This is a genomic window from Sporolituus thermophilus DSM 23256, from assembly GCF_900102435.1.
Lineage (GTDB): Bacteria > Bacillota > Negativicutes > Sporomusales > Thermosinaceae > Thermosinus > Thermosinus thermophilus.
Genome location: NZ_FNBU01000020.1, coordinates 34,406 through 57,399, shown reverse-complemented (window position 1 = coordinate 57,399; position 22,994 = coordinate 34,406). Strand labels below are relative to the sequence as shown.

Genomic DNA, 22,994 nt, shown 5'->3' with positions numbered 1-22,994 from the left:
CCACCTGTTCCCATACCGAACACAGCAGTTAAGCCCGTAAACGCCGAAAGTACTTGGCTGGAGACGGCCTGGGAGGATAGGTAGACGCCGGTTACACAAAAGAGCACCTAACACTAGGTGCTCTTTTTGTATTGATATGCTCCGCTATCGGTATAGAGGTTAAAGGCCAGCGACCGGCCAAATATATATACTATGATGTTAAGCTTAAAATTGGATAGTGAAGCATGGGCTACCGAAGCAAAATAAGGCAGACACTATTTTTAAATTTGGGCAAGAGGTGTTGTTTATGCGATTGTTTATCGGCATCGAGTTTCCGGAAGCGATACTTGATAAATTAGGACAAACGCAGGATTATTTGCGTCGGTATGTCAGCAGCGGACGGTTTACTGCTAAATACAATATGCACCTTACGCTTCAGTTCTTAGGTGAAGTACCGGAAGATAAAGTGGGGGATATATGCCGTCGTCTGCAGCAAGTAGCCAAAGGGCACAGTCCTTTGCGGCTTAACCTTGGGGCGTTAGGCTGTTTTGGGCAAAATAATCCCTATCGCGTAGTTTGGTTAGGGTTAGGCGGTGACTTGACCGCGCTGAGCCGGCTGCAGCGTGCTATTGTCCTGGGGATGAAGGAGCTGGGTTTTATTCCGGAAAACCGGCCTTATAAGCCGCATATTACTCTTGCCCGGGATGTCTGTTTTACCGATGGCGAAGCATACCGGCAGGCGCTGCGGCTAACCGCCGGCGGCAGCGGCTTTGCTGTAACAAGTTTTTCTTTAATATCGAGTGCTGTTGAAGAGAAAAAGAGAGTATACCGCGCATTGGCTACCTTTGAAATGTAAAAGACGAATTGTAAAAGACCAGGCGCCCACGCCGGATTGTGGACGCCTGGTCTTTTGGTTGCTCATTTCCTAAATGCAATGAGAATAACGTCGCTGCCGTACTTGGCTTTGAAGTCTTGCTCGTATTTTTTCACGGCATCAACCTGGTCATCTGAGAGGGCGGCAACGTTCATATTTTTTAAATCCAAGCCCTGCACGCTCCTTTCTGCATTTCATAGCCATATCTTGCCCCAAAAGGGTAATTTTATAACTCAAAACGTTAACATAGCTCGGCTTTAACAAATCCACCCGCCTTAATTTTCTGTTCTACTGAACTCCAGGACCTTTTTGCGAAGATTAAAGGCACGTGTAAAGTTTTAGCCCTTTCTTTTACCCTGGCGGCAATGTCATGGTTGACGTAATCCGTCAAAACTAGGACAAAAGACGTTCGCTGGCTTATGGGCAGTTTTTTCCGGTCTAACTTCTTTCGCCCTGAAACATGAATGAGTTCTTTGGCGCCTAATTCATACAGTTTCTTTTCAATTGAGCCCAAGTGATCTCCACCGACGACGATAACCGACATTGTTATCACCTTTATGTATTTGATAATCATTTTCATTGTAACTTTTTCTCTTTTACAATGTCAAGTGCAGGCTAAATTTCCAACTTGGCACATAAATTTCAGTAAATATGCGAAAAACGGCGGAAATTGAAAAATAATGCTTGATATCTGGTGAAATAAGCCAGGCTGGAGTTTGAAAATAATTATCAATTAGCGTAAACTAAATGCGTGCTTGAATGAAAATGATTATCATTAAAGGAGGATATCTATGGTATTTAAGAAAAAGGTTCTTGCGCTTTTGGCGTTATCTATCCTGCTTGCCTTCGCCATTGCCGGCTGCGGCTCGTCGGAAACGGCAAAAACCGAACAGGCCAAACCGACCCAGCTCGTGGTGTATTCCGGAAGGAACGAGAAGCTGATAAAACCGGTTATCGAGCAGTTCGAAAAAGAAACAGGCATCAAGGTAGTGCTTCGTGCCGGCGGGGCATCCGAGTTGGCTAACGCCGTTATGGAAGAAAAAAACAATCCCCAGGCTGACGTTTTTATCGCCAATGACGCCGGGACGCTAGAGGTCTTAAGGTCCCAGGGGCTGTTTCAGCCCAATAATTCGGACGCCGTAAAAAAAGTGCCCGCCGATTTACGGGCCGATGATGGCTCCTGGGTCGGCGTATCTGCTCGAAGCCGGGTAATTATGTACAACACCAAGCTGGTTAAGGAAAGCGAATTGCCCAAGTCGCTGTTTGATCTGGCCGACCCCAAATGGAAAGGCCAGGTAGCCATGGCCATAAGCTCAAATGAATCGGTTGTCGGCAATGTCACCGTAATCCGTCAGGTAAAAGGCGATAAAGCGGCTGAAGATTTCCTCACGGCGCTCAAGGCCAATGACGTCAAAGTTCTGAAAGGCCATACCGAAGTCCGTCAGGCTGTTGGCAAGGGCGAATTCAAGCTCGGTTGGGTAAACCATTACTACTATGAACTTGAAAAGGCGGCCGGTTCGCCGGTAGCCGCAATCTATCCTGATCAGGGCCCAAGCGACATGGGCGTAGCCGTTAATGTGGCCGGAGTTGGTATCATAAAAGGGGCAAAAAATACCGAAGCGGCGAAAAAGTTTATAGCGTTCCTGCTCCAGCCCTCAATCCAGAAGATTTTTGCCGAGGTTAACTACGAATACCCCGTTATTCCGGGCGTTCCGGCTAAAGCGGAAAAAAGTCTTAATGATTTCAAACGGGCTGATGTCAAGCTCGAAGTCTTGGGTAAAGAGCTGAAAAACAGCATGAACCTGCTGGAAAAAGTAGGCATGCCCTAAGCGATAGGAGAATAATTTTGCGCAGTATTAACCTACATATTTACCGGGAGAAGCCTATAAGCTTCTTCCGGCTTTCCCATATGTGGTGGCTTAATGCGTGGCGTGGCAAGCCGCCGGGTAAGACTATACTTTTCGCCGCCCTTTTGGTCGGGCTTTTGATGAGTGTACCGGTCATATACATTCTTTACCGGGCAGCCCTGAGCGATACGGACGTCTGGGTCCGCCTTTGGAATACCAGGATACCCTATTTACTAACAAATACACTTGTACTGACGACCACTACAACGTGCGCCACCGTTATCCTGGCGGTGCCCCTGGCATGGCTGGTCACCAGAAGCGACTTGCCAGGCCGCAAAACTTATAAGTGGCTGTTGGCCCTGCCGATGGCTATCCCCCCGTATATCGGCGCCCTTGCCTATATCTTTTTGTTTGGTTTTGACGGTGTGCTCAAAACGGTGGTCGCTTCCCTTGCGGGAGGAGCGCTTGCCCTGCCGGATATCTATTCGCTATGGGGTACGACACTGGTCCTTTCGTTGTTTACTTTTCCGTACACATTCCTGCTGGTGGCGGCAGCGCTGGAAACGATGAGCGCCAGTTGCGAAGAAGCCGCCCGCGCCTGCGGTTATTCTTCCTGGTCGGTTTTCTGGTCCGCTACCCTGCCGATGCTTCGACCCGCTATCGGCGCCGGCAGTTTACTGGTGGCGCTGTATGTTTTGTCCGACTTTGGCGTTGTGGCCATGCTGCGATACGATACGTTTACGAGCGCCATTTATACGCAATTGGTCGGCCGTTATGACCGGTCGGCGGCTGCTGTGCTCGGCCTGATTCTTGTCGCAATTACGCTGGCGGCAGTCTGGCTCGAATGGCGCAGCCGGGCCAAAGCGAGATATTACCAAAACCGTGGCAGCCACGGGACGGCGCCCGTTGTTCCCCTTGGCAGCTGGCGCTATCTTGCCCTGGCATGGGTTTGGCTTGTTTTGAGCGCTTCGGTGATATTCCCGCTGCTCTTTCTCATTGCCATGACATACCAAGGGTTAGTTCAGGGCGCCATTGGCCAGGAATTTTGGCGCTACACCCTCAACAGTTTTACTACCGCGGCAGCCGGGGCCACCCTTGCCAGCTTGCTGGCTTTGCCCGTGGCTTACCTGAGTGCCCGGCACGACAGTTTCCCTGGCAAGTTATTTGCAAGGATTTCCTATGCGGGTTACGCGCTGCCGGGGGTTGTTATCGCCTTAGGGATTGTTTTTGTTGCCAGTCAGTTCCTGCCCATGTTGTACGGCACTCCCGTGCTGCTGACCGCAGCCTATGTCGTTCGTTTTATGCCTCAGGGACTGCAAGCGCAGGAGTCTGCCCTCGCCTTAATCTCGCCTAACCTTGAGGAAGCGGCGCAAACCTGCGGCTACTCACGCTGGGAAGCCTTGTGGCGTATCACTTTCCCCCTCATTAGGCCGGGACTGATTGCCGGCTGGATTCTCATTTTTCTTAACTCCATGAAGGAACTCCCCGCCACCTTGCTGCTGCGTCCCGCCGGATTTGATACTTTGTCCGTGCGAATTTGGATAGAGGCCAGCGAAGGCTTCTATACCCTGGCTGCTCCGGCGGCGCTTTTGCTGGTGGCCGTTTCGCTCATTCCCCTCCGGTATTTGGCGGTGATAAAGCACGAAAGGAGAGGTTAAATGTCCCGGCTGGATGTGATAAATCTGACCAAATCATATGACCAGACCCGCAATGCAGTCGCCAACCTTTCTTTTAGCTTACAGAGCGGGGAAATAGCAACCCTGCTGGGACCGAGCGGCTGCGGCAAAACGACGACTTTACGGCTTATCGCCGGTTTTGAACGGCCTGACAGCGGCCGGATCATAATTAACAGTACTACCGTCGCCGACGAAACAACCTGCCTTCCGCCGGAAAAGCGGGGCATCGGCATGGTCTTTCAGGACTATGCCCTATTTCCCCATATGACAGTGGCGGAAAACATTGCCTTTCCGCTAAAAAAGCTTAAAGTTCCCAATATCCCGGAGCGGGTGCACAATATGCTGGCGTTGGTCGGTTTAGCCGGATTTCAGGAGCGGTTTCCCCATCAGCTTTCCGGCGGTCAGCAGCAGCGGGTTGCTCTAGCCCGGGCCTTAAGTCCGAGTCCCGGATTAATCCTGCTTGATGAGCCGTTCAGCAACCTGGACGCCGGCCTGCGCGTCCAAATGCGCCAGGAAATCAGGCGGATCATCAAGATGACTGGCACGACAGCGATTTTTGTCAGCCACGATCAAGGCGACGCCCTTGCCCTGTCCGACCGGATTATCGTCATGCGCGACGGAATTCTCCAGCAGGACGGTGCGCCAAGGGAAGTATATGAATGCCCGGCCAACAGGTTTGTCGCGGAATTTGTAGGCAAGGCCAACATAGTTACCGGAACTGTCGCGGTGCCGGATTGTTTGGTAAAAACTTTTCTTGGCCCTGTTCCTTGCCGCGATACCAAGGGGCTGCCGCCAGGCAGGACAATCTATCTTGCCATTCGCCCTGACAGTTTTGAACTTGACCCCCACGGTTCCATCGGTGGGAAACTAATCTCCGCAAGCTATACGGGAACAGCCATTGAAGGGACAATACAGGCTTGCGCTGAAAATGGCAGCGAACAAACGCTCAAAGTACGCATCCCCCCTCAGCAAGACGTCACAGAAGGAATGGATTTACGGTTCCGTGTCCGGCCGGATTTCATCTGTGCGCTTGCGGAAGCTGCGCCAGCCTAATACTACGCTCCATGATACCCTGGCAAAACGCCGGGGTATTTTTTTCATAAATATAATTACATAGCAACCAAATTACACTTTTCAGGGAGACTAATAATTCCTATATGTATATGAAACAATATAGTTAATGAGAATAAGACTCTTGTACTTTGTGAAAAAATTAACTTATGGCGTTTGTATTATGTATACAAAATTCGCTAGACATATAAATTTCAGGAAGATACAATGAATTTAGGAGGTGTTCTTAAAAATGCAAAATATTTTTGAGATGGCCAAGAAGAACCTCGAAAAAGCGGCGAAGGTCATGCAGCTCGATCCCAAGGCGGCCAAGATTCTTGAGCAACCAGAGCGGACGCTGGAGGTAAGCATACCCGTGAAGATGGACGATGGGCGGATTGAGGTATTTACCGGCTACCGCTCGCAGCACAACACCGCGCTCGGACCGGCTAAAGGCGGCATCCGTTTTCACCAGGATGTGACCATGGACGAGGTCAAGACGCTTGCTTTCTGGATGACTTTTAAATGCGCCGTTATTGGACTACCTTATGGCGGCGGCAAGGGCGGGGTTGTCGTTGACCCGCGCAAGCTGTCCCGCAGCGAACTGGAGCGGCTGTCCCGGGGTTATATTGAGCGGATTGCTCCGATCATTGGCGAATATGACGATATTCCAGCACCGGATGTAAATACCGATTCGCGCATTATGGGCTGGATGGTAGACGAATACAGCCGTTTGCGCGGCCAGAACGTTCCCGGGGTTATTACCGGCAAGCCCAAAACCATCGGCGGTTCGGCGGGCCGTGGCTCGGCTACCGGCCGGGGCGTGATGTTCTGCGTGCGGGAAGCTTTTAAAGCGCTAGGCATCGACAAGGCCCAGGCTACCGTAGCCGTACAGGGCTTTGGCAATGTCGGCGGTTTTTCGGCCAAGCTCATTCATGACCTGGGAGCCAAGGTTGTGGCCGTCAGCGACGTCAATGGCGGCATCTATAATGAAGAAGGCCTCAATCCGTATGATGTGGAGAAATATGTCAAGGAGACGGGCTCGGTGGTCGGCTATCCTGGCGCCAAGGCTATCGGCAACAAGGAATTGCTTGAACTGCCTGTGACCGTGCTGGTGCCGGCGGCGCTCGAAGGCCAGATTACCGGCGAAAATGCCGACCGCATTAAGGCCAAAATAATTGCCGAAGGGGCTAATGGTCCGACAACGCCGGAAGCCGATGAAATCCTGAGCGCTAAGGGCGTCATGGTCATTCCCGACATTCTCGCCAATGCCGGCGGGGTAACGGTCAGCTATTTCGAATGGGTGCAGAACCTGTATCGGTACTACTGGAGCGAACGGGAAGTCCACGCCCGTGAAGAAGAACTGATGGTGAAAGCCTTCAATGAAGTTTATAACGCTTCGCAGAAATACCAAGTGAACATGCGCGTGGCCGCCTATATCGTCGCTCTCGAACGCCTGTCCGAGGCGATGAAACTGCGCGGTTGGATTTAAGCGTAAAGAGTAGTAACGGGGCAGCCGGCAGCGGTTGCCCTTTTCCTATTGCTTATGCAGGTTTTTGCCGGGTGAAGGCCGAATATCTACATATCCTGATAAAAGGAGTCGCATTATGCCCAATTATCGTCGGTTTGCCACGTTGCTGTTGGCCTTGCCGCTTGTCCTGATAACGGCCGGTTGCGGCTTATCCACCTATGTTTCGCCTAAGCCGTACCAAGAAACGCAGTTTTTAATGGACACGATCATTGAAATTACCGCCTACGGGCCGGGGAGCGAGCAGGCTGTCAAAGCGGCGTTCGGCGAATTTAAGCGCATTCATGACCTTACTAACCAGTTTGATCCCAATAGCCAGCTGGCCAAAATTAATGCCCAGGCCGGCAAAAGCAAAGTGAGGGTAGACCCGGAGCTTGTCTACTTGTTAAACCGGGCTAAAGCGCTTTCCGCCAAGGTGGACGGGGCCTTTGATTTTAGTATCGGGCCGTTAACCGAGCTATGGGGCATTGGCCGCAAGGGTGATTTTGTCCCCGCCCAAGCGGAAATAAACGCCCTTTTGCCGCTGGTGAACTACCGGATGGTAGAGGTTGATGAGGTGCATAATACAGTATATTTGCCTAAAGTGGGGATGCGCCTGGACCTCGGCGGCATCGCCAAAGGGTATGCCACCGATAAGGCGGTGGAAAAGCTAAAAGCCATGGGGGTTAAGTCGGCTCTGGTCAACGCCGGCGGCAATGTACGGGTCATCGGCGTTAAACCGGACGGCAGTCCGTGGCGGATTGGCATCCAGCATCCGCGGCGGAGTGAGGGCATCATCGCCAAGCTGGCCTTGACCGACTGGGACACACTGGAAACATCGGGCGACTATCAGCGTTTCATTGAGAAGGACGGAGTCCGCTACGCCCATATCCTTGATCCGCGGACAGGCCGCCAGCCCCAGGAGGTAGCCAGCGTTACCGTTGCCCTAAACAATTCGACCGACGGCGATGTTTTAAGCACCGCCCTCTTTGTTCTGGGCGTTGAGCGGGGAATGCAGCTTTTGCAAAAATTCCCCGGCGTCGAGGCGGTATTTGTTACCCAGGACGGCCGGGTAGTAACGACGCCGGGCCTCGCCGGCAAAATCGAAATTACTGGAAAATAGCGGAGGAATGTTCATGCAGGGCAGGGATTTTTGCGACCGGCTGCAAAAGCGGCTGGCCGCCCGACGTGGTGATATTGGCAATAAAAGCGACTTTTTCCGCTCTGCTGTTTTACTGCCCTTAGTGGATACCGCCGATGGTCTGGCAGTGCTGTTTGAAGTGCGCTCCGGCAATTTGGCCTGGCAGCCCGGTGAAATCTGTTTCCCCGGCGGCAGGATCGAAGTAAGCGACCAGAGCGCACTGGCGGCGGCGGTAAGGGAAACGGTTGAAGAACTTGGTCTCGCCCCGGCGCAGATCCGCCCGCTGGGGCCGCTGGATTTGGTAATCGGCCAGATTGGGGTATTATTATATCCTTTTGTCGGCTATCTGGCGGCCGATGTGGCGGCCCTCAAACCGAACAGGGAGGAAGTGGCCGAGGTTTTTACCGTGCCGCTGGCCTGGCTTTTGGCTGCCCAGCCGCAGGTCGGACATATGGAAATGGCCACCCGGCCGCTATCCGACTTTCCCATCCAGCTCCTGCCTGAATACTCACCGGACTGGAAGCCGCGTATCACATATCCTGTCTGGTTTTATCAGTATGGATCACGTGTTATTTGTGGCCTGACGGCGCGGGTACTGAAAGGGTTTCTTGACTTATGCCGGGAAATGGACCAGCCCTCCGTTTAGCGGAGGGCTTAAAGTTTGCGGGTAGGCGCGGAAACAGGTCAGTGGCTAACAGCCTTGGCCCTTCATAGAATATGGGAGCTGGTGGGCGTAACGCCGTAGCGTGGCGCGTAACGGCAATGCCGGCAGGCAGGAGGGGGTTGCTATGCTCAAATTTGGGTTGCGGTGGCGGCGCCGCGCAGTTCTCTTTTTATCCATTATGGGGCCAGGAATTATAACGGCCTGCGCGGACAATGACGCCGGCGGCATCGCTACTTACGCGGTGGCAGGCGCCCACTACGGCTATAGTATGCTGCCCGTACTGCTCGCCAGTTTGATAAACTTGCTGGTTTTGCAAGAAATGTCGGCGCGCATGGGAGCGGTGACCGGCAAGGGGTTGTCTGATCTTATCCGGGAGCAGTTTGGCGTGCGCTGGGCTTTTTTTGCCACCCTTGTACTCGTCATTGCCAATGTGGCTACTACCGCTTCGGAGTTCTCCGGTATTGCTATCAGTCTGGAGGTTTTTGGCGTCAGCAAATACCTATCGCTGCCCCTCATGGCCGGTTTTATCTGGTGGCTGGTCGTGCGGGGCAGTTACGGGCAGGTGGAAAAAATTGCGCTCGTCCTGTGCTTTACATTTTTTAGTTATGTTATCTCAGGCTTTATTGTGCAGCCCCCCTGGCGGGAGGTTGTGGCTGCGGCGATAACTCCGGTCTTTGCGGGCGATACGGGTTATCTCCTGATGGTCATTGGCATGATCGGCACTACCATTACGCCGTGGGGCCAATATTACATCCAGGCCTCGGTGGTTGACAAAGGGATTACGGCCAAAGATTATCCCCTGACCAGGCTGGACGTCGTATTTGGTACTTTTTTCACCGGCCTGGTGGCTTTTTTCATTATTATTGTGACGGCGACCACTCTCCATGGCGGGCCAATTCGTATCGAGACCGCCCAAGACGCCGCGTTGGCCCTTGAACCCCTTGCCGGACAATACGCGGCTGCCCTTTTTGCCATTGGCCTATTAGGGGCCTCGGTATTGGCCGCGTTCATTCTGCCCCTCAGTACTGCCTATGCCGTATGCGAGGCCTTTGGCTTTGAAAGCGGCATCAGCAAAACAACGAAAGAAGCGCCCGTTTTTTTCGGACTGTATACGTTGCTTGTTTGTCTCGGGGCCGCCATTGCCTTATGGCCGGGGGTTTTGCTGTATCGCATCATGCTGCTGGCCCAGGTGGTTAATGGGGTACTGCTGCCGCCGGTACTGGTCTTTATGCTGCTGTTGACGAATAATAGGCGCATTATGGGGCCGTTTACCAACAGTCCGTTCCAAAATTTGCTCGCCTGGTCGTTAAGTTTGTTTTTGATTTTTTTGACGCTGCTATTAATAGCTTGGGCTTTAGCGCCCGACTTGTTGGCCGGAGCGAATTTTTAAGAGCAACCAGTCTTGTATAGATGATGTATTTTGTATACACAATGTTCAGTATTTTCCGTATAGACTTTTTATGTAGTTTCGGCTATAATGTGGGCATGGCCGGTCTCCGCAATTATTTCAGCAAAGGAGGTACAATTCATGGCACAAGTTAAAAATGGCAAAGGCATAGGACTCACCACGCAAATCTTTATTGGCCTTTCCCTCGGAATTATTTTCGGTTATGTATTCCCGCAGTACGGTCAGCAACTTAAACCGGTCGGCGACATGTTCATCCGGATGATTAAGATGATCGTCGTGCCGCTGATTTTCAGCTCCTTGATCATGGGCATCGCCGGCACCGGCGACTTCAAAAAGTTGGGCCGCTTGGGCGCCAAAGCCATCATCTGGTTTGAAGTGGCTACGACGGCGGCGCTGTTTGTTGGCCTGGCGGTTGTCAATATCCTCAAACCCGGTGTGGGCGTAGCTGTCACCGGCGTGGACGCCGGCGCCGCTGCGGCCGCTGCGAAAAAGTCTATTGACATGATGCAGATGGTCGTTAACATCGTCCCGACCAATATCGTGGATGCCATGGCCCGCGGCGACATGCTGCAAATCGTCTTCTTCTCCACCTTTTTTGGCGTTGCCGCCGCAGCAATGGGCCCCACGGGTGAACCGGTGGTCAAATTGGCCCACAGTGTGGCGGAAATCATGTTCAAGTTTACCTGGTATGTTATGAAGCTGGCGCCGATCGGTGTCTTTGCCCTCATTGCCTTTACCGTCGGCAAGTTCGGTCTGGGCATGCTGATCCCACTGGCCAAGCTGATCCTGTCGCTGTACCTTGCGCTCATACTTTTCGTCCTGGTTGTCCTGATGGGGGCTTCCGTAGTCCTGCGCGTTAACTTCTTCCATCTGATGCGGGCGCTCAAGGAACCCATCCTGATTGCTTTCTCCACTGCGTCCAGTGAAGCTGCGTTGCCGCTGGCGATGGAAAAGCTGGAAAAATTCGGCGTTCCCAAGCATATCATCACGTTTGTGCTGCCAACCGGTTATACCTTCAACCTGGATGGCTCCACCCTGTATAGCGCGTTGGCCGTTGTATTCATTGCCCAGGTCTATGGCATACCGTTCGAACTGCCCCAGCAGCTCCTTATGGTGCTGACGCTGATGATGTCTACCAAAGGTATTGCGGCCGTGCCGGGCGCGTCCCTTATCGTTATTGCCGGTACTGTTGCCGCTTTCGGCCTGCCGGTAGAAGGCGTGGCCATTATTCTGGGCGTTGATCGGATCCTCGACATGGGCCGTACGGTTTGCAACCTGATCGGCAACTGCGTTGCCGCCGTTGTCGTGGCCCGCTGGGAAAAAGAACTGCCCGACGACGTGCTGCAAGTGGCCTACAGCCGCAGCTATGACGATTAAGAGAAAAATATGTACGGGTTACCGGCCGAAGATAAGCGGGGTATATTCCCCGCTTGTTTTATTCATTATTTGCATCCTCCTGTTTGGTATCATTATTGCCAGACAGGAAGGCCGTTGGCTTTTGCCTAAAGAGTAAAATTCGCTAAACTAGGAATTTTACTCTTTTTGTTTTATTTAGATGCACATTAGCACTTTTACATAAAAAGTTTAATATTATATATTAGGCAAAAGCCAAATAAATTTTGAAAGGAGAGAAGAATATGGGTTTTAAGAAAAATGACGTTGTTGACTGTGTAGGATCAGTCAATATAGTGTTGGATGACCGAGTTGTATTGCAAGGCCAGATTATAAAAGACCGTGAGGAAGACCGTAAAACTGAGTATTATAAACCACAGGTTAACGTTGAAGTGGAAAATGAGAATGAGTTCATTACGTTAGAATTAACTTGCGAAGCTTTAATAATAAGAGATAACGCTGAGTTAAAAGAAATTTCGCCCAGCCTTTATAGGGAGGGTGATAGAGTAAGAATTAATGTCGCTCGAATTTCCGCCATTGGTCCTAGTCACGGGTGTCCTGCTGAAGAAGAGGAAGAAGAGGCCTTAGTAGCAAGAGGGTAATAGAGGGTAATAAATTTATAATTATTTTCTAATCTTCATTTGAGGATAAATTAAACCCTTGCAAAGCTAGAATATTTCGCTTTGTAAGGGCTTTATTTTGTTCGCATGATTTCCAGCCCGCCCGCCCATACTAAAACCAGACATATGTATGGAAAGGGTGACACTTTTGCGACACTGGAAACCGGTAGCTATTTTTTTGCTTTTTGTTTTCGCTTTTGCCGTGGTGCCGGCAGGCGGTTGCAGCACCAAACCGGCGCCAAAACCGCTTCCTGACAGTCCGGGCCAACAGGCGACGCCTATGCCATCCCGTATGGTGATCGGCTACTATGAAAATCCCTGGCCAGGCACACCGGACCAGACCGGGTCTTTCCCCAGCATGAAAGCCTTTGCCAAACACATGAGCCATGTTGCTCCCTTCTGGTATAAGGCCGCCGCCGACGGTACGCTGGAAACGCGGGAAAGCCAGCTCGTCTACGATACGGCCAGACAAGCAGGGTTGAAAATTTTTCCGCTCATTACTTATAAGACCGGCGCCATTGATACCATCCTCAGCGACCCGGCCCTTCGGACCAAAACCATTAACAATATTGTCAAGGTCGCGAGGGAAAAGCCCTATGACGGCGTCAATATCGACTTTGAACAGTTAAAGCCGGAGCAGAAGGATAATCTGATTGCCTTTATGGCCGAGCTTTATCCGAAACTGAAGGCGCTCAATAAGACCGTTATTGTTTCGGTGTTTCCCAAGATCGATGTTCACGAGAGCGTGCACGGCGCGTATGATTACGGCGCGCTGGCGAAAAACGCCGACTTTATCCAGGTAATGCTGTATGACCGCCATTGGGCGACCTCCGAACCGGGCGCTATTGCGCCGATTGACTGGTATGAAAAGAATTTGAAATACGCGATTGAACAGGCTGGTGGGCCCCATAAAGTTATCGCCGGCGTAAGCGCCTACGGGTACGACTGGCCGGCGGAGAAAGGCAAAGCGGCCGAGACGATCAAATATGTCGATGCCATCGTGCTGGCGGAGAAATATGGCGCTAAGATTTTATATGACGAGGCGGTGCAGGCGCCCCACTTCAAGTACAAAGATCACGAGGTCTGGTTTGAAAACGACCGGAGTACTGCCGCAAAACTGGACGTAGTGGCCAAGTACAACCCGGCCGGCATTGCGATCTGGCGGTTAGGACAGGAACAGCCGGAAATCTGGCCGCTAATCGATAAGAAATTCCCTAAAGGGCAACATTAAAATTCGCTGCCGGGTATAGCCGGCAGGTTTTTTTTGCCATACAGCGAATACACTAGTAATAACAGTCGGGAAAGGTGTGACAGGCTATGGCTAAGGTAATGCTGCTTATCGAGAACGGTTTTGAAGAAATGGAAGCCCTGTATCCTTATTACCGAATGAAAGAAGCGGGTCACACCGTGGATGTGGTCGCTCCGGCCAAAGGCATTTATAAAGGCAAATATGGCTATCCGCTTACGGCGACCTTGACGCCCGCCGAAGTAACCGTGGCCGATTATGCCGGTCTCATTATCCCCGGTGGCCAGGCGCCAGACCGGATGCGCATACACGACGGCCTGGTGGATCTGGTCAAACAGGCCGATAAGGCCGGCCTGGTGGTAGCGGCCATTTGTCATGGGCCGCAAATGCTCATTGAGGCTGACATTATCCGGGGACGCAACGTTACCTGTTACAAGTCCATTCTGACGGACGTGCTCAATGCCGGCGCCATTTTCCATGACCTGGAGGTCATCATCGACGGCAAGCTGATTACGTCGCGGCTGCCGGCCGATTTGCCGGCTTTTTGCAAAGAAATCCTAAAATTATTGCCGAATTAAAAAAGGGGGGGAGAGCTTATGGCAATTGTGGAAGTGACCATTGCGCCCCTTGGCGTGGGCACAAGTATCAGCCGGTATGTGGCCGCCTGTCATAAGGTGCTGGAACAGGCCAAAGACCTGAAATACCAGCTGACGCCAATGGCGACCGTAATTGAAGGTGACCTGGACCGGATTATGGAGGTCATCCGGCAAATGCACGAAGTGCCTTTTGAGGCCGGAGCGCAAAGAGTGTCGACCCTTATCCGCATTGATGACCGCCGTGACAAGGAACTGACGATGGCGGGGAAAATCAAAGCCGTGCAAGAAAAACTATAGGGGGAATGACTATGTGCAAACATTGCGGCTGCCATGGCGGCAAGCTGGAAAAAGTTACGCTTACCGTGGAAGGCATGAGCTGCGGCCATTGCCAAGCGGCGGTGGAAAAGGCCGTCCGCGGTCTGCCGGGGGTAATGGCCGCCGAGGTTGATTTGGCGGCAAAAACGCTCACCGTCGATTTTGACGCCGCAAAATCCGGCTTGGCCGACATCAAAAAAGCGGTGGAAGACGCGGGTTATACCGTGAAATAACTGCTGCCTGGTAAAATCTTGACGAATGACGATAAAAATTATAAAATAAAAATGTGTTAGCACTCATTATTGACGAGTGCTAACACAACTGTGCTACTTATTTTTTTAAACACTCCAGCTGATTTTTAATGTGGCATAGCAAGCGACATTATGAATTAGTTAGGAGGTTTTATTATGTCTTTTCAGAGTAAACTCAGAAATCATGACAATACCTACCGAGAACTGTTTAAACGCCATCCTGATAACCCCATATTGACAGCCCAAGACTGGCCCTATGCAGCAAATACGGTATTTAATCCGGCGGCAACCGTGTTTAACGGCAAAGTGCTGTTGCTGGCGCGGGTTGAAGATCGGCGGGGGTTTTCCCATTTAACGAAAGCAATCAGTGAAGACGGGGTAACAAACTGGCAGATCGACCCCGTGCCTACCCTTGAACCCGATCCGGAACGTTATCCGGAAGAAGTCTGGGGAATTGAAGATCCCAGGATAACCTGGATTGAAGAGTTAGGCAAGTGGGCAGTCACGTATACGGCTTATTCCCGTGGCGGCCCGTTGGTATCCTTGGCGTTAACTAAAGATTTTGTTAATTTTGAGAGATTTGGACCCATTATGCCGCCTGATGACAAAGATGCTGCGCTTTTTCCGCGCCGGTTCAACGGTAAATGGCTGCTCATTCACCGGCCTGTTTCGGCCAACTATGGTCCGGGCGCGCATATCTGGGTATCGTGTTCGGATGATCTTAAATATTGGGGCGACCACCAGATGCTGATTAACGCCCGCAGAGGCGGATGGTGGGATAGCAATAAAATCGGCCTTTCCCCGCAACCACTCGAGACACCGGAAGGGTGGCTCATACTTTATCATGGTGTGAGACAGACAGCGGCAGGAGCAATTTACCGGCTGGGACTTGCACTGCTTGATCTGGAAAATCCTTTACGAGTACTCCGCAGGAGCGATGAATGGGTATTTGGCCCGTTAGAACCCTATGAGCGGGAAGGGGACGTCGACGACGTCGTGTTTCCATGCGGCTGGATATTGGACGAAAAAACGGGCCAAATAAAGATGTACTATGGTGCTGCCGATACGTGCATTGCTTTGGCAACTGCTTCGCTAAGCGATCTACTTGAATACATAAAAAGATGCCCTGAACCGAAAGCGGAAGACAACCTGATATAGAAACGCATGGCACGTATTGTCGTATGCAGTGCCGATGAGGCTAGCCGTGAACCAGCTTCTCTGCCGCTTATCGCCTACAATGCCCTTTTTTGCGGTGTTGCTTTAGGATGGCGGCAGAGATTTTTTTTCGCTGGTAAATAAAAGGTAAATAAAAAAATAATTTACTGCAAAATGAGTTTGTTTGGAGGTGGATGAAGATGACTGCACTGAACAGAATGAGAAAAATTGCTTTTTTAAGTACTTATCCGCCACGGGAGTGCGGGCTGGCAACCTTTACGCAGGACCTTGTGAATGCTATGGCTACGGTTGTGCCTCTCATCAAACCAGTGGTAATTGCTATAAATAACTCAGATTATTATTACGATGACAAGGTTATTATGGAAATTAGGCAGCACGACCGTAACAGTTATTTGGAAACTGCCCGCAAGATTAACCACTCAGATATTGAGCTGGTGGTTATTGAGCATGAATACGGCATTTTTGGCGGCGAGTGCGGCGAATATATCCTGGACCTGGTTGAGAACCTGCAAGTGCCGGTCGTTACCACCTTACACACCGTACTGCCTAACCCTTCAGAAAAGCAGCTTACCATTTTACGCGTTCTCGGTCACAAGAGCACGCGACTAGTTACTATGGCAAGGAACACGCTGGAGATACTAGAGAATACCTACGGCATCGACCGCAGCAAAGTCGAGGTTATCCACCATGGCGTTCCTTTCCGCAATATGGAACCGCGCGAAAAACTTAAAGAAAAACATGGCTATAAAGATCACCATGTCATCAGCACATTCGGGTTGATTAGTCCGGGCAAGGGACTGGAATATGGCATTGAAGCGGTTGCCAAAGTTGTTCAGGACTATAAAAATGTAATTTACCTCATACTGGGCAAAACTCATCCCTGTGTCAAACAGCAATCGGGTGAACAATACCGCCAGCAGCTGATGGAAATGGTTAAACGCCTAGGTATTGAGGAACATGTCAAGTTTGTGGATAAATATCTTACCAAAGAGGAAATAATTTACTATTTGCAGTTGTCTGACATATACCTGACGCCATACCTGGGTAAGGACCAGGCGGTAAGCGGTACACTCGCCTATGCTGTTGGCTATGGCCGGGTAGTGGTATCTACGCCGTACAGCTATGCCAAGGAAATGCTCGGCGGGGGGAGGGGCCTGCTCGCCGAATTCCGTGATGCCAACTCCCTGGCGAGATGCATTAAATATGTGATCGCTAACCCCGACAAAAAACAGGAGATGGAAAAGCGGACCTTATTCTTGGGACGCACAATGACATGGGGCAATGTTGCTACGCAGTATGTGAAGTTATTTATAAATATCATGCAGCAAGGAAGAACGAAGGCTGAGGTGGGTTGATGGACAAGCACATATTCCGCCTTACCGATGACACGGGGATAATGCAGCACGCAAAATACGGCGTACCCGACCCGACCAAGGGTTATACTACCGATGACAATGCGCGGGCGCTGATTATGGCCGTAATGCTGTTTGAACGGCACGGCGAGCGACAATATCTTGATTTAGCGTACCGGTATGCGGCGTTTATGCTGAATGCCCAAACTGAAAAAGGCAAATTTAAAAACTTTATGCTGTACACCCGTCAGTTTATCGAAGAAGAAGGATCGGAAGACTGTTTCGGCCGGTGTATCTGGGCTTTGGGCCGCGCACTAGTTAGCGACAATCTGCCGCACAACATAAAAAAGGCTTGCCGCTATATGCTGACCAAGGCCCTGCCAAACATACAAAGCCTAAAATGGCCGCGGGCAAAAGCGTACGCGCTAATCGGTCTGGGGTATATTGCCGAAGAAACTAAGGGGCTGACGGAGAGCCTGGCCGAGAGCCTTGCTGACCAGTACGAACGATGCCGGGAGAATGAATGGCGCTGGTTTGAAGAAAGCCTTACTTATAGCAATGCCGTATTGCCATGGGCCATGTTCGTCGCTTACCGGCGCCTGCAAAAGCCTCGCTATCTGGAAATTGCCGAGGAGAGCCTGGCATTTTTGGAAACAGTCACTTTTCGCGAAGAATATTTTAAGCCGGTCGGTTGTAAAGGCTGGCTGGTCAAAGGCCGGCAAGCGGCGGAGTTTGATGAGCAGCCGCTTGAAGCGGGTGAAACCGTACTGACGTATCTTGCCGCCCATGCCGTTACGCAAAATCCCGATTATCTTAAGCAGGCACGAAAGGCCTTTGCCTGGTATCACGGGGTGAACTCGCAGAAGTTAAGCCTGATTGACGGTGAATCTGGTGGCTGTTATGACGGGATCACGGAAAGCGGGCTGAATTTAAATCAGGGAGCCGAAAGCACAATAACTTATTGGATTGCCCGGCTAGCCCTGGAGAATAATTAGCAGCCTGAAAGACCCAAAAGATGCCAAGCCGTTTGGCGACGGGGGGATTATATGCTCTATCCGCTCAAGTTCGAGCCGATGTATAAGAGCTACTTATGGGGCGGCCGTAACTTAGAAAAGCTGGGAAGAGCGCTGCCGGACGGGAAAATTGCCGAAAGTTGGGAGGTAGCGTGCCATCCGCAGGGGATAAGCATAATTGCGAACGGAGAGTACAAAGGTTTGCCGTTATCTCAATTTTTGGCGTCGCTTGGGGATAAAGCGCTAGGGAAAACGACAGCAAAATTCCCGCTGCTGGTTAAGTTGATCGACGCCAATGACCGACTTTCCGTTCAGGTGCACCCTAATGATCAGTATGCCCGGATGGTCGAAAACGAAGACTATGGCAAAAGTGAAATGTGGTATGTGCTGTCGGCGAAGCCGGGAGCCAGAATAGTCTACAACCTGAAGGCAGGAGTTAACGGGCGCGATCTTTACCGGCTGGTGGAGACAAAAGAAATAGAAACCTGGTTAAATTATGTTGACGTATCTGCCGGAGACGCCATTTATATACCGGCCGGTACAATCCATGGTTTAGGTGAAGGAATTATTGTGGCTGAAATTCAGCAAAATTCTACTATGACATACAGAATTTACGATTATGACCGAACCGACGAGAGCGGCGCCAAACGGCCGCTTAATATTGATAAAGCCGCTATGGTTGCCAACTTTGGTCATCATGATGGAACGGGCAAGGTCGAGGGACTTGTTGTTGCCTGCGGCGATGGATCTGCCAAAACCTACCTGGTTGCTCAGCAGCATTTTGCGGTTGAATTGTATGACGTTGACGGAGCGGTTGAAGAAACCGCTGACGGCAGCCGGTTTTACGTTTTTACAGTTATTGAAGGAGATGGCGAGATCCGTTACGACGGTAGGCAAACGGTTCCGGTTTGCGCAGTAGAGACAGTGATGATACCGGCAGCGCTGGGAAGCTACTGTTTGGCCGGGCGGTTTAAAGCCCTGAAAGCATATGTGCCTGACCTGATAGCCGATGTGGTTACGCCGCTGAAGGCTGCAGGATATTCGAATGATGAAATTTTCTGTCGTGTCGGGGGCTTGACTGCCGCGGTCATTTAACAGGGTGCTTTCGTATACTCCGCTACCCGGCATGCCAATTCGCGGTCCGGAAACATAGCATCCCCGCTTGGCTTGACTGGCAAGTCCATATTCTGCTATACTTAATCTAAGCCCCCTGTACGGGGGCTTGTTTATTAAATGCCGCAGAAGGGAGAAAACGGTTATGACTTCACGTCTGGAACGACGGCTCGCCACCCAGCGCAAACAGCAGACGAAGCGGATTTTATTCGTACTGCTGGCGCTCTTTCTCGCGCTGGCTGTCGGGACCGGTTCGTATCTATATTTTAGCGGTAAGTTTAATAAGGCCAAGCGGGCGGTAGGGCTTGCGGCCAGCCATAAAATCAACATAGCCGTGCTGGGCGTCGATGAACGCAGCGATGATGTCGGCCGCTCGGACACGCTGTTTGTGGTTTCCGTCGATCCGGACAGCAAGGATGTAGCGCTGCTGTCTATTCCCCGGGATACCCGGGTTAAGACTCCGGGGCACGGCTGGGATAAAATAAATCACGCCTACGCCGAGGGCGGTCACCAGCTTACGCTGCGGACGCTGGAGGAACTCTTAGGCATCCCGATCGATTACTATGTGCTTATCAATTTTGCCGGTTTCTATAAAATCGTCGACGCCGTAGGCGGCGTGACCATTGATGTCGAAAAACGCATGTACTACGAAGATCCCTATGATAATCTGGTCATTGACCTGAAACCGGGCGTGCAGCGAATGGATGGTAAAACGGCCATCCAATACGTGCGGTACCGCGACGCGGAGGGGGACTTAGGCCGTATTGAACGGCAGCAGAAGTTTATCAAGGCCATGTTGAACGAAGTTACGTCACCTTTGGTTATTACCCGCGTGCCGTCAATTATTCGGGAAGTTAACTCCGTCATTAAGACCGACATGACGACTGCGGAAATGCTTAACTTGGCTAAGCTCCTCAATGACGCCGCCAAGCACGGGCTCAAGACCGACATTGTGCCCGGCAAGCCGGCCTATATTGATGACATCAGCTATTGGCTTCCCGATATCGTGGCCTTGCGCGAACACGTCGCCCAGGTGCAAGGCATAGTCATGGATGACAAATATCTGGCGGCGGCGAAACGGCTGGCGGCCGAATATGAAGCGTCCATCCCGCGGGAAATGAAAGTGGTAGAAGTGCCAAAAACGGTGCAGCCCCCCAGACAGGCGGCGGTGTCGCCGGCGCAGACGCCGGAAAAACAGCCGGAAAAGAGCGCGCCGTCCGGTCAGCCGACCAAACCGCCGGCACCGGCCAAACTAAAGGTCCAGATTGTCAATGCCAGCGGCGCGCCGGACGCGGGCACCAAGGTGGCCGCCGTGCTGCGCAGTCAGGGATTTGATGTGTTGGGAATTGCCACGGCGGGCCAAACGGCCCCCAACACCGTCGTTACTTCCTACACGACCGACAACGCGGTGGTGGGCAAGTTGACCAGCTTACCCTTCAAATATGTGCTGCATGTCACCAAAAACGACGCCAAGGCCGACCAGGTCACCGTGCTGGTAGGCAAGGATTATGTTGAAAAATAAGCGGTAGCCGGCCCAAGGTTTTACTCAATGGGCCGAATTTTTTTATATTAGAAAGTATAAGTTTTTAACCGCGAAGTGCACAAAGAGCGCGAAAGTTGCGCAAAGGACGTTTTTTGGCGCGACATGCGTCGCGCCCGGTATACCCTTTGCGTCCTATCCTGAAAACGAGGTGCGCCAGCGCTTTTTTTATGGCAAAAAGTGATTTTTTTCGCAAAAACTGCTTGCGTTCAGGCGAAAAATCATGTTATAATTTTCACACACGTTAAATACACCCCTCATTTAACAGCCCGCAAGGGCTATTTTTTTTGTCGCTTTATGCCATAATAACCTGTGACTACCCACGCGTCGCCAACTTTTTGTCCGAGGAGATATCGCCAAATGTATGATATCGAGCTGTCGCGCCGTATGCGGGTCTTAACTTTCATCATTATCGCCGTTATTGGCGGCCTGGTGCTGCGCCTGGCCTGGCTGCAGCTTGTGCAGGGCGCACAGTATAAAAAAATCGCTGATCAAAACCGCATCCGTCAAATCACGGCCCAGGCGCCGCGCGGCACGATCTATGACCGCAATGGCGCCGTCTTGGTCGCTAACCGGCCCAGCTTTGCCGTTTCCATCATCCCGGCCGAGTATACCAATGAGCAGGTTGCCACGCCGCTCTTGGCCGAGCTGACCGGCGTAAGCGCAAGCGAAATCGCGAAGCTGCTGGCCGACAGTCAGGACACTCCCTACTCGCCGGTGCGGATTAAACGGGACGTGGATGAAGCCACTGTTGCCAAAATCAAAGAACGTAAATATTATCTGCCGGGGGTCTTTATTGAGGCCATCCCGGTCCGACATTACGTTTATAACAGGTTGGCCGCCCATCTGCTCGGGTATGTGGGGCGGATCAGCGCCGAAGAATATGAAGCCCGGCGGAATAAGGGCTACAGCATGACCGACCTCATCGGGAAGGACGGACTCGAACTGGTCTGGGAAGAAACACTGCGCGGCGAGGACGGCGGCCGCCAGGTGGAAGTCAATGCCGCCGGCGAGGAAGTGGCCGTACTGGGCACTAAGCCGCCTACCCCGGGACACGGCCTGGTGTTGACGCTTGACGCCAATCTGCAAAAGACGGCCGAGGAAGCGCTGGAAGTGCAAATTGCTGCCAGCCGCAAACTGGGGGAACCAGCCAAGGGGGGCGCCGTAGTTGTCCTTGACGTCAAGACCGGCGCGGCGCTGGCGCTGGCCAGCAGTCCGTCCTTTGACCCCAATGCCTTTGCCGCCGGTATCAGTGCCCACGATTGGAACGCCCTGATCCACAATCCGGATAATCCGCTGACCAACCGGACCATTCAAAACGCTTATCCGCCCGGTTCGGTCTTTAAAATTGTTACGGCCGCCGCCGCGCTGGAAACTGGTCTGACCACCGGGCAGGAAGTCTTTGAGGATAAAGGCGTTTATGTTCTGGATGGCTGGCAGTTCTATGGCTGGAATACTAAGGGGCTGGGCAGGCTGACCATTGTCGACGCCCTGGCGTGGTCCAGCGACCCGGTCTTCTATGAGCTTGGCCGCCGGCTGGGGGCGGATACGCTGGCTGCCTATGCCGTTACTTTCGGCTACGGGCAGCGGGCGGAGATCGGTCTGCCTGGCGAGGCGAAAGGGGTTGTGCCGACCGCAGAATGGAAACAGGCCAATTTCGGCGAGCCCTGGTACCCGGGCGAGACGCTTATTGCCGCCATCGGCCAGGGGTATTATCTCGCCACGCCGCTGCAGCAGGCTCTGGTGCTGATGGCGGTGGCCAATGGCGGCGTGATCTATAAACCGCGGCTGGTGGACAAAGTTCTGGCTCCGGACGGTACGCCGGTTCAAGTTTTTACGCCCGAGGTATTGCACACCGTTTATCTCCGTCCCGAAGTGTGGAATATTATCAGACAGGGTTTGGCGGCCGTTACCGCCCGGGGAACGGCGGCCGCGCCGTTTCAGGGCTTTCCCTACCCGGTCGCGGGTAAAACCGGGTCGTCCGAGACGGGACGGAAAACGACCCATTCGTGGTTTGCCTGTTATGCCCCGGCGGACAATCCGGCCATCGCCGTAGCCGCTCTCGTGGAAGAAGGCGGCGAAGGGTCGGTGGCCGCCGCGCCGCTGGTGCGGCGGGTGTTGGAAGCCTATTTTGGCATTCCGTCCCGGCAGCCGCCGGTTCCGCCCCAAGGTAAAACCGACTAAGGGCAAAAAAGGAAAAATGCGGCGATAGTCGAATGTTTTAATAATTAACA

General features: G+C 52.1%; 22 protein-coding genes and 1 rRNA gene. 21 read left to right on the top strand and 2 right to left on the bottom strand.

The features are described from left to right. Positions 1 to 93: ribosomal RNA gene (rrf, locus tag BLQ99_RS11465) — 5S ribosomal RNA — on the top strand; the annotation flags it as partial. A gap of 193 nt (positions 94 to 286) precedes the next feature. Beyond that, entirely contained in the window at positions 287 to 835 is a 549-nt protein-coding gene (thpR, locus tag BLQ99_RS11460; protein WP_093691112.1) for an RNA 2',3'-cyclic phosphodiesterase, read from the top strand. 62 nt (positions 836 to 897) lie between these two features. Here the strand turns inward: thpR and BLQ99_RS15315 are convergent, their stop codons facing one another. Together BLQ99_RS15315 and BLQ99_RS11455 are read right to left on the bottom strand one after the other, a co-directional pair. Continuing rightward, positions 898 to 1,023 (bottom strand): hypothetical protein, encoded by a 126-nt coding sequence (locus BLQ99_RS15315; protein WP_281240890.1) that lies wholly within the window; start codon positions 1,021 to 1,023, stop codon positions 898 to 900. Positions 1,024 to 1,094: 71 nt separating this feature from the next. Next, positions 1,095 to 1,397, bottom strand: a complete 303-nt coding sequence (locus tag BLQ99_RS11455; protein WP_093691123.1) for a DUF2325 domain-containing protein — start codon at positions 1,395 to 1,397, stop codon at positions 1,095 to 1,097. A gap of 247 nt (positions 1,398 to 1,644) precedes the next feature. Between BLQ99_RS11455 and BLQ99_RS11450 the strand changes: the two genes are divergently transcribed. The 19 genes from BLQ99_RS11450 to mrdA all read left to right on the top strand — a co-directional run bounded on the left by BLQ99_RS11450 (position 1,645) and on the right by mrdA (position 22,944). After that, positions 1,645 to 2,682, top strand: a complete 1,038-nt coding sequence (locus BLQ99_RS11450) for an extracellular solute-binding protein (protein WP_093691110.1) — start codon at positions 1,645 to 1,647, stop codon at positions 2,680 to 2,682. A 17-nt stretch (positions 2,683 to 2,699) separates the two neighbouring features. Further along, positions 2,700 to 4,358, top strand: coding sequence for an ABC transporter permease (locus tag BLQ99_RS11445; RefSeq protein ID WP_093691108.1), 1,659 nt, complete (start codon positions 2,700 to 2,702; stop codon positions 4,356 to 4,358). After that, positions 4,359 to 5,429, top strand: coding sequence for an ABC transporter ATP-binding protein (locus tag BLQ99_RS11440; protein WP_093691106.1), 1,071 nt, complete (start codon positions 4,359 to 4,361; stop codon positions 5,427 to 5,429). 250 nt (positions 5,430 to 5,679) lie between these two features. Then, the gene (locus tag BLQ99_RS11435) at positions 5,680 to 6,918 is read left to right on the top strand and encodes a Glu/Leu/Phe/Val family dehydrogenase (RefSeq protein ID WP_093691104.1); all 1,239 of its coding nucleotides are present in this window, start codon (positions 5,680 to 5,682) and stop codon (positions 6,916 to 6,918) included. A 115-nt stretch (positions 6,919 to 7,033) separates the two neighbouring features. After that, entirely contained in the window at positions 7,034 to 8,056 is a 1,023-nt protein-coding gene (locus BLQ99_RS11430) for an FAD:protein FMN transferase (protein ID WP_093691102.1), read from the top strand. Positions 8,057 to 8,069: 13 nt separating this feature from the next. Continuing rightward, positions 8,070 to 8,720: an NUDIX hydrolase gene (locus BLQ99_RS11425; RefSeq protein ID WP_245690453.1), complete on the top strand. Its 651-nt coding sequence runs from the start codon at positions 8,070 to 8,072 to the stop codon at positions 8,718 to 8,720. 142 nt (positions 8,721 to 8,862) lie between these two features. Continuing rightward, positions 8,863 to 10,128: an Nramp family divalent metal transporter gene (locus BLQ99_RS11420; protein ID WP_093691098.1), complete on the top strand. Its 1,266-nt coding sequence runs from the start codon at positions 8,863 to 8,865 to the stop codon at positions 10,126 to 10,128. 138 nt (positions 10,129 to 10,266) lie between these two features. Continuing rightward, entirely contained in the window at positions 10,267 to 11,523 is a 1,257-nt protein-coding gene (locus tag BLQ99_RS11415) for a dicarboxylate/amino acid:cation symporter (RefSeq protein WP_093691097.1), read from the top strand. Between the two features lie 260 nt (positions 11,524 to 11,783). After that, the gene (locus BLQ99_RS11410; RefSeq protein WP_093691095.1) at positions 11,784 to 12,140 is read left to right on the top strand and encodes a hypothetical protein; all 357 of its coding nucleotides are present in this window, start codon (positions 11,784 to 11,786) and stop codon (positions 12,138 to 12,140) included. A gap of 157 nt (positions 12,141 to 12,297) precedes the next feature. Further along, positions 12,298 to 13,389 (top strand): glycosyl hydrolase family 18 protein, encoded by a 1,092-nt coding sequence (locus BLQ99_RS11405; protein WP_093691121.1) that lies wholly within the window; start codon positions 12,298 to 12,300, stop codon positions 13,387 to 13,389. An 86-nt stretch (positions 13,390 to 13,475) separates the two neighbouring features. Continuing rightward, positions 13,476 to 13,982, top strand: coding sequence for a type 1 glutamine amidotransferase domain-containing protein (locus BLQ99_RS11400; RefSeq protein ID WP_093691093.1), 507 nt, complete (start codon positions 13,476 to 13,478; stop codon positions 13,980 to 13,982). A gap of 18 nt (positions 13,983 to 14,000) precedes the next feature. Next, complete coding sequence (locus tag BLQ99_RS11395) at positions 14,001 to 14,297, top strand: MTH1187 family thiamine-binding protein (RefSeq protein ID WP_093691091.1); 297 nt, start codon at positions 14,001 to 14,003, stop codon at positions 14,295 to 14,297. A gap of 11 nt (positions 14,298 to 14,308) precedes the next feature. Further along, on the top strand, positions 14,309 to 14,548 hold the full coding sequence (locus tag BLQ99_RS11390; RefSeq protein WP_093691089.1) for a copper ion binding protein: 240 nt from the start codon (positions 14,309 to 14,311) through the stop codon (positions 14,546 to 14,548). Between the two features lie 174 nt (positions 14,549 to 14,722). Beyond that, positions 14,723 to 15,724, top strand: coding sequence for a glycoside hydrolase family 130 protein (locus BLQ99_RS11385; protein WP_093691087.1), 1,002 nt, complete (start codon positions 14,723 to 14,725; stop codon positions 15,722 to 15,724). 197 nt (positions 15,725 to 15,921) lie between these two features. Beyond that, entirely contained in the window at positions 15,922 to 17,097 is a 1,176-nt protein-coding gene (locus tag BLQ99_RS11380; protein WP_093691085.1) for a glycosyltransferase family 4 protein, read from the top strand. Then, a complete protein-coding gene (locus tag BLQ99_RS11375; protein ID WP_093691083.1) occupies positions 17,097 to 18,089 on the top strand; it encodes a glycoside hydrolase family protein in 993 nt (330 codons plus the stop codon). The genes BLQ99_RS11380 and BLQ99_RS11375 overlap by 1 nt, the downstream gene beginning before the upstream one ends. A 51-nt stretch (positions 18,090 to 18,140) precedes the next feature. Beyond that, positions 18,141 to 19,202, top strand: a complete 1,062-nt coding sequence (locus BLQ99_RS11370) for a type I phosphomannose isomerase catalytic subunit (protein WP_093691081.1) — start codon at positions 18,141 to 18,143, stop codon at positions 19,200 to 19,202. 163 nt (positions 19,203 to 19,365) lie between these two features. After that, on the top strand, positions 19,366 to 20,742 hold the full coding sequence (locus BLQ99_RS11365) for an LCP family protein (protein ID WP_093691079.1): 1,377 nt from the start codon (positions 19,366 to 19,368) through the stop codon (positions 20,740 to 20,742). Positions 20,743 to 21,120: 378 nt separating this feature from the next. Further along, the gene (mrdA, locus tag BLQ99_RS11360) at positions 21,121 to 22,944 is read left to right on the top strand and encodes a penicillin-binding protein 2 (RefSeq protein WP_093691077.1); all 1,824 of its coding nucleotides are present in this window, start codon (positions 21,121 to 21,123) and stop codon (positions 22,942 to 22,944) included. The last annotated feature ends 50 nt before the right edge of the window (positions 22,945 to 22,994 follow it).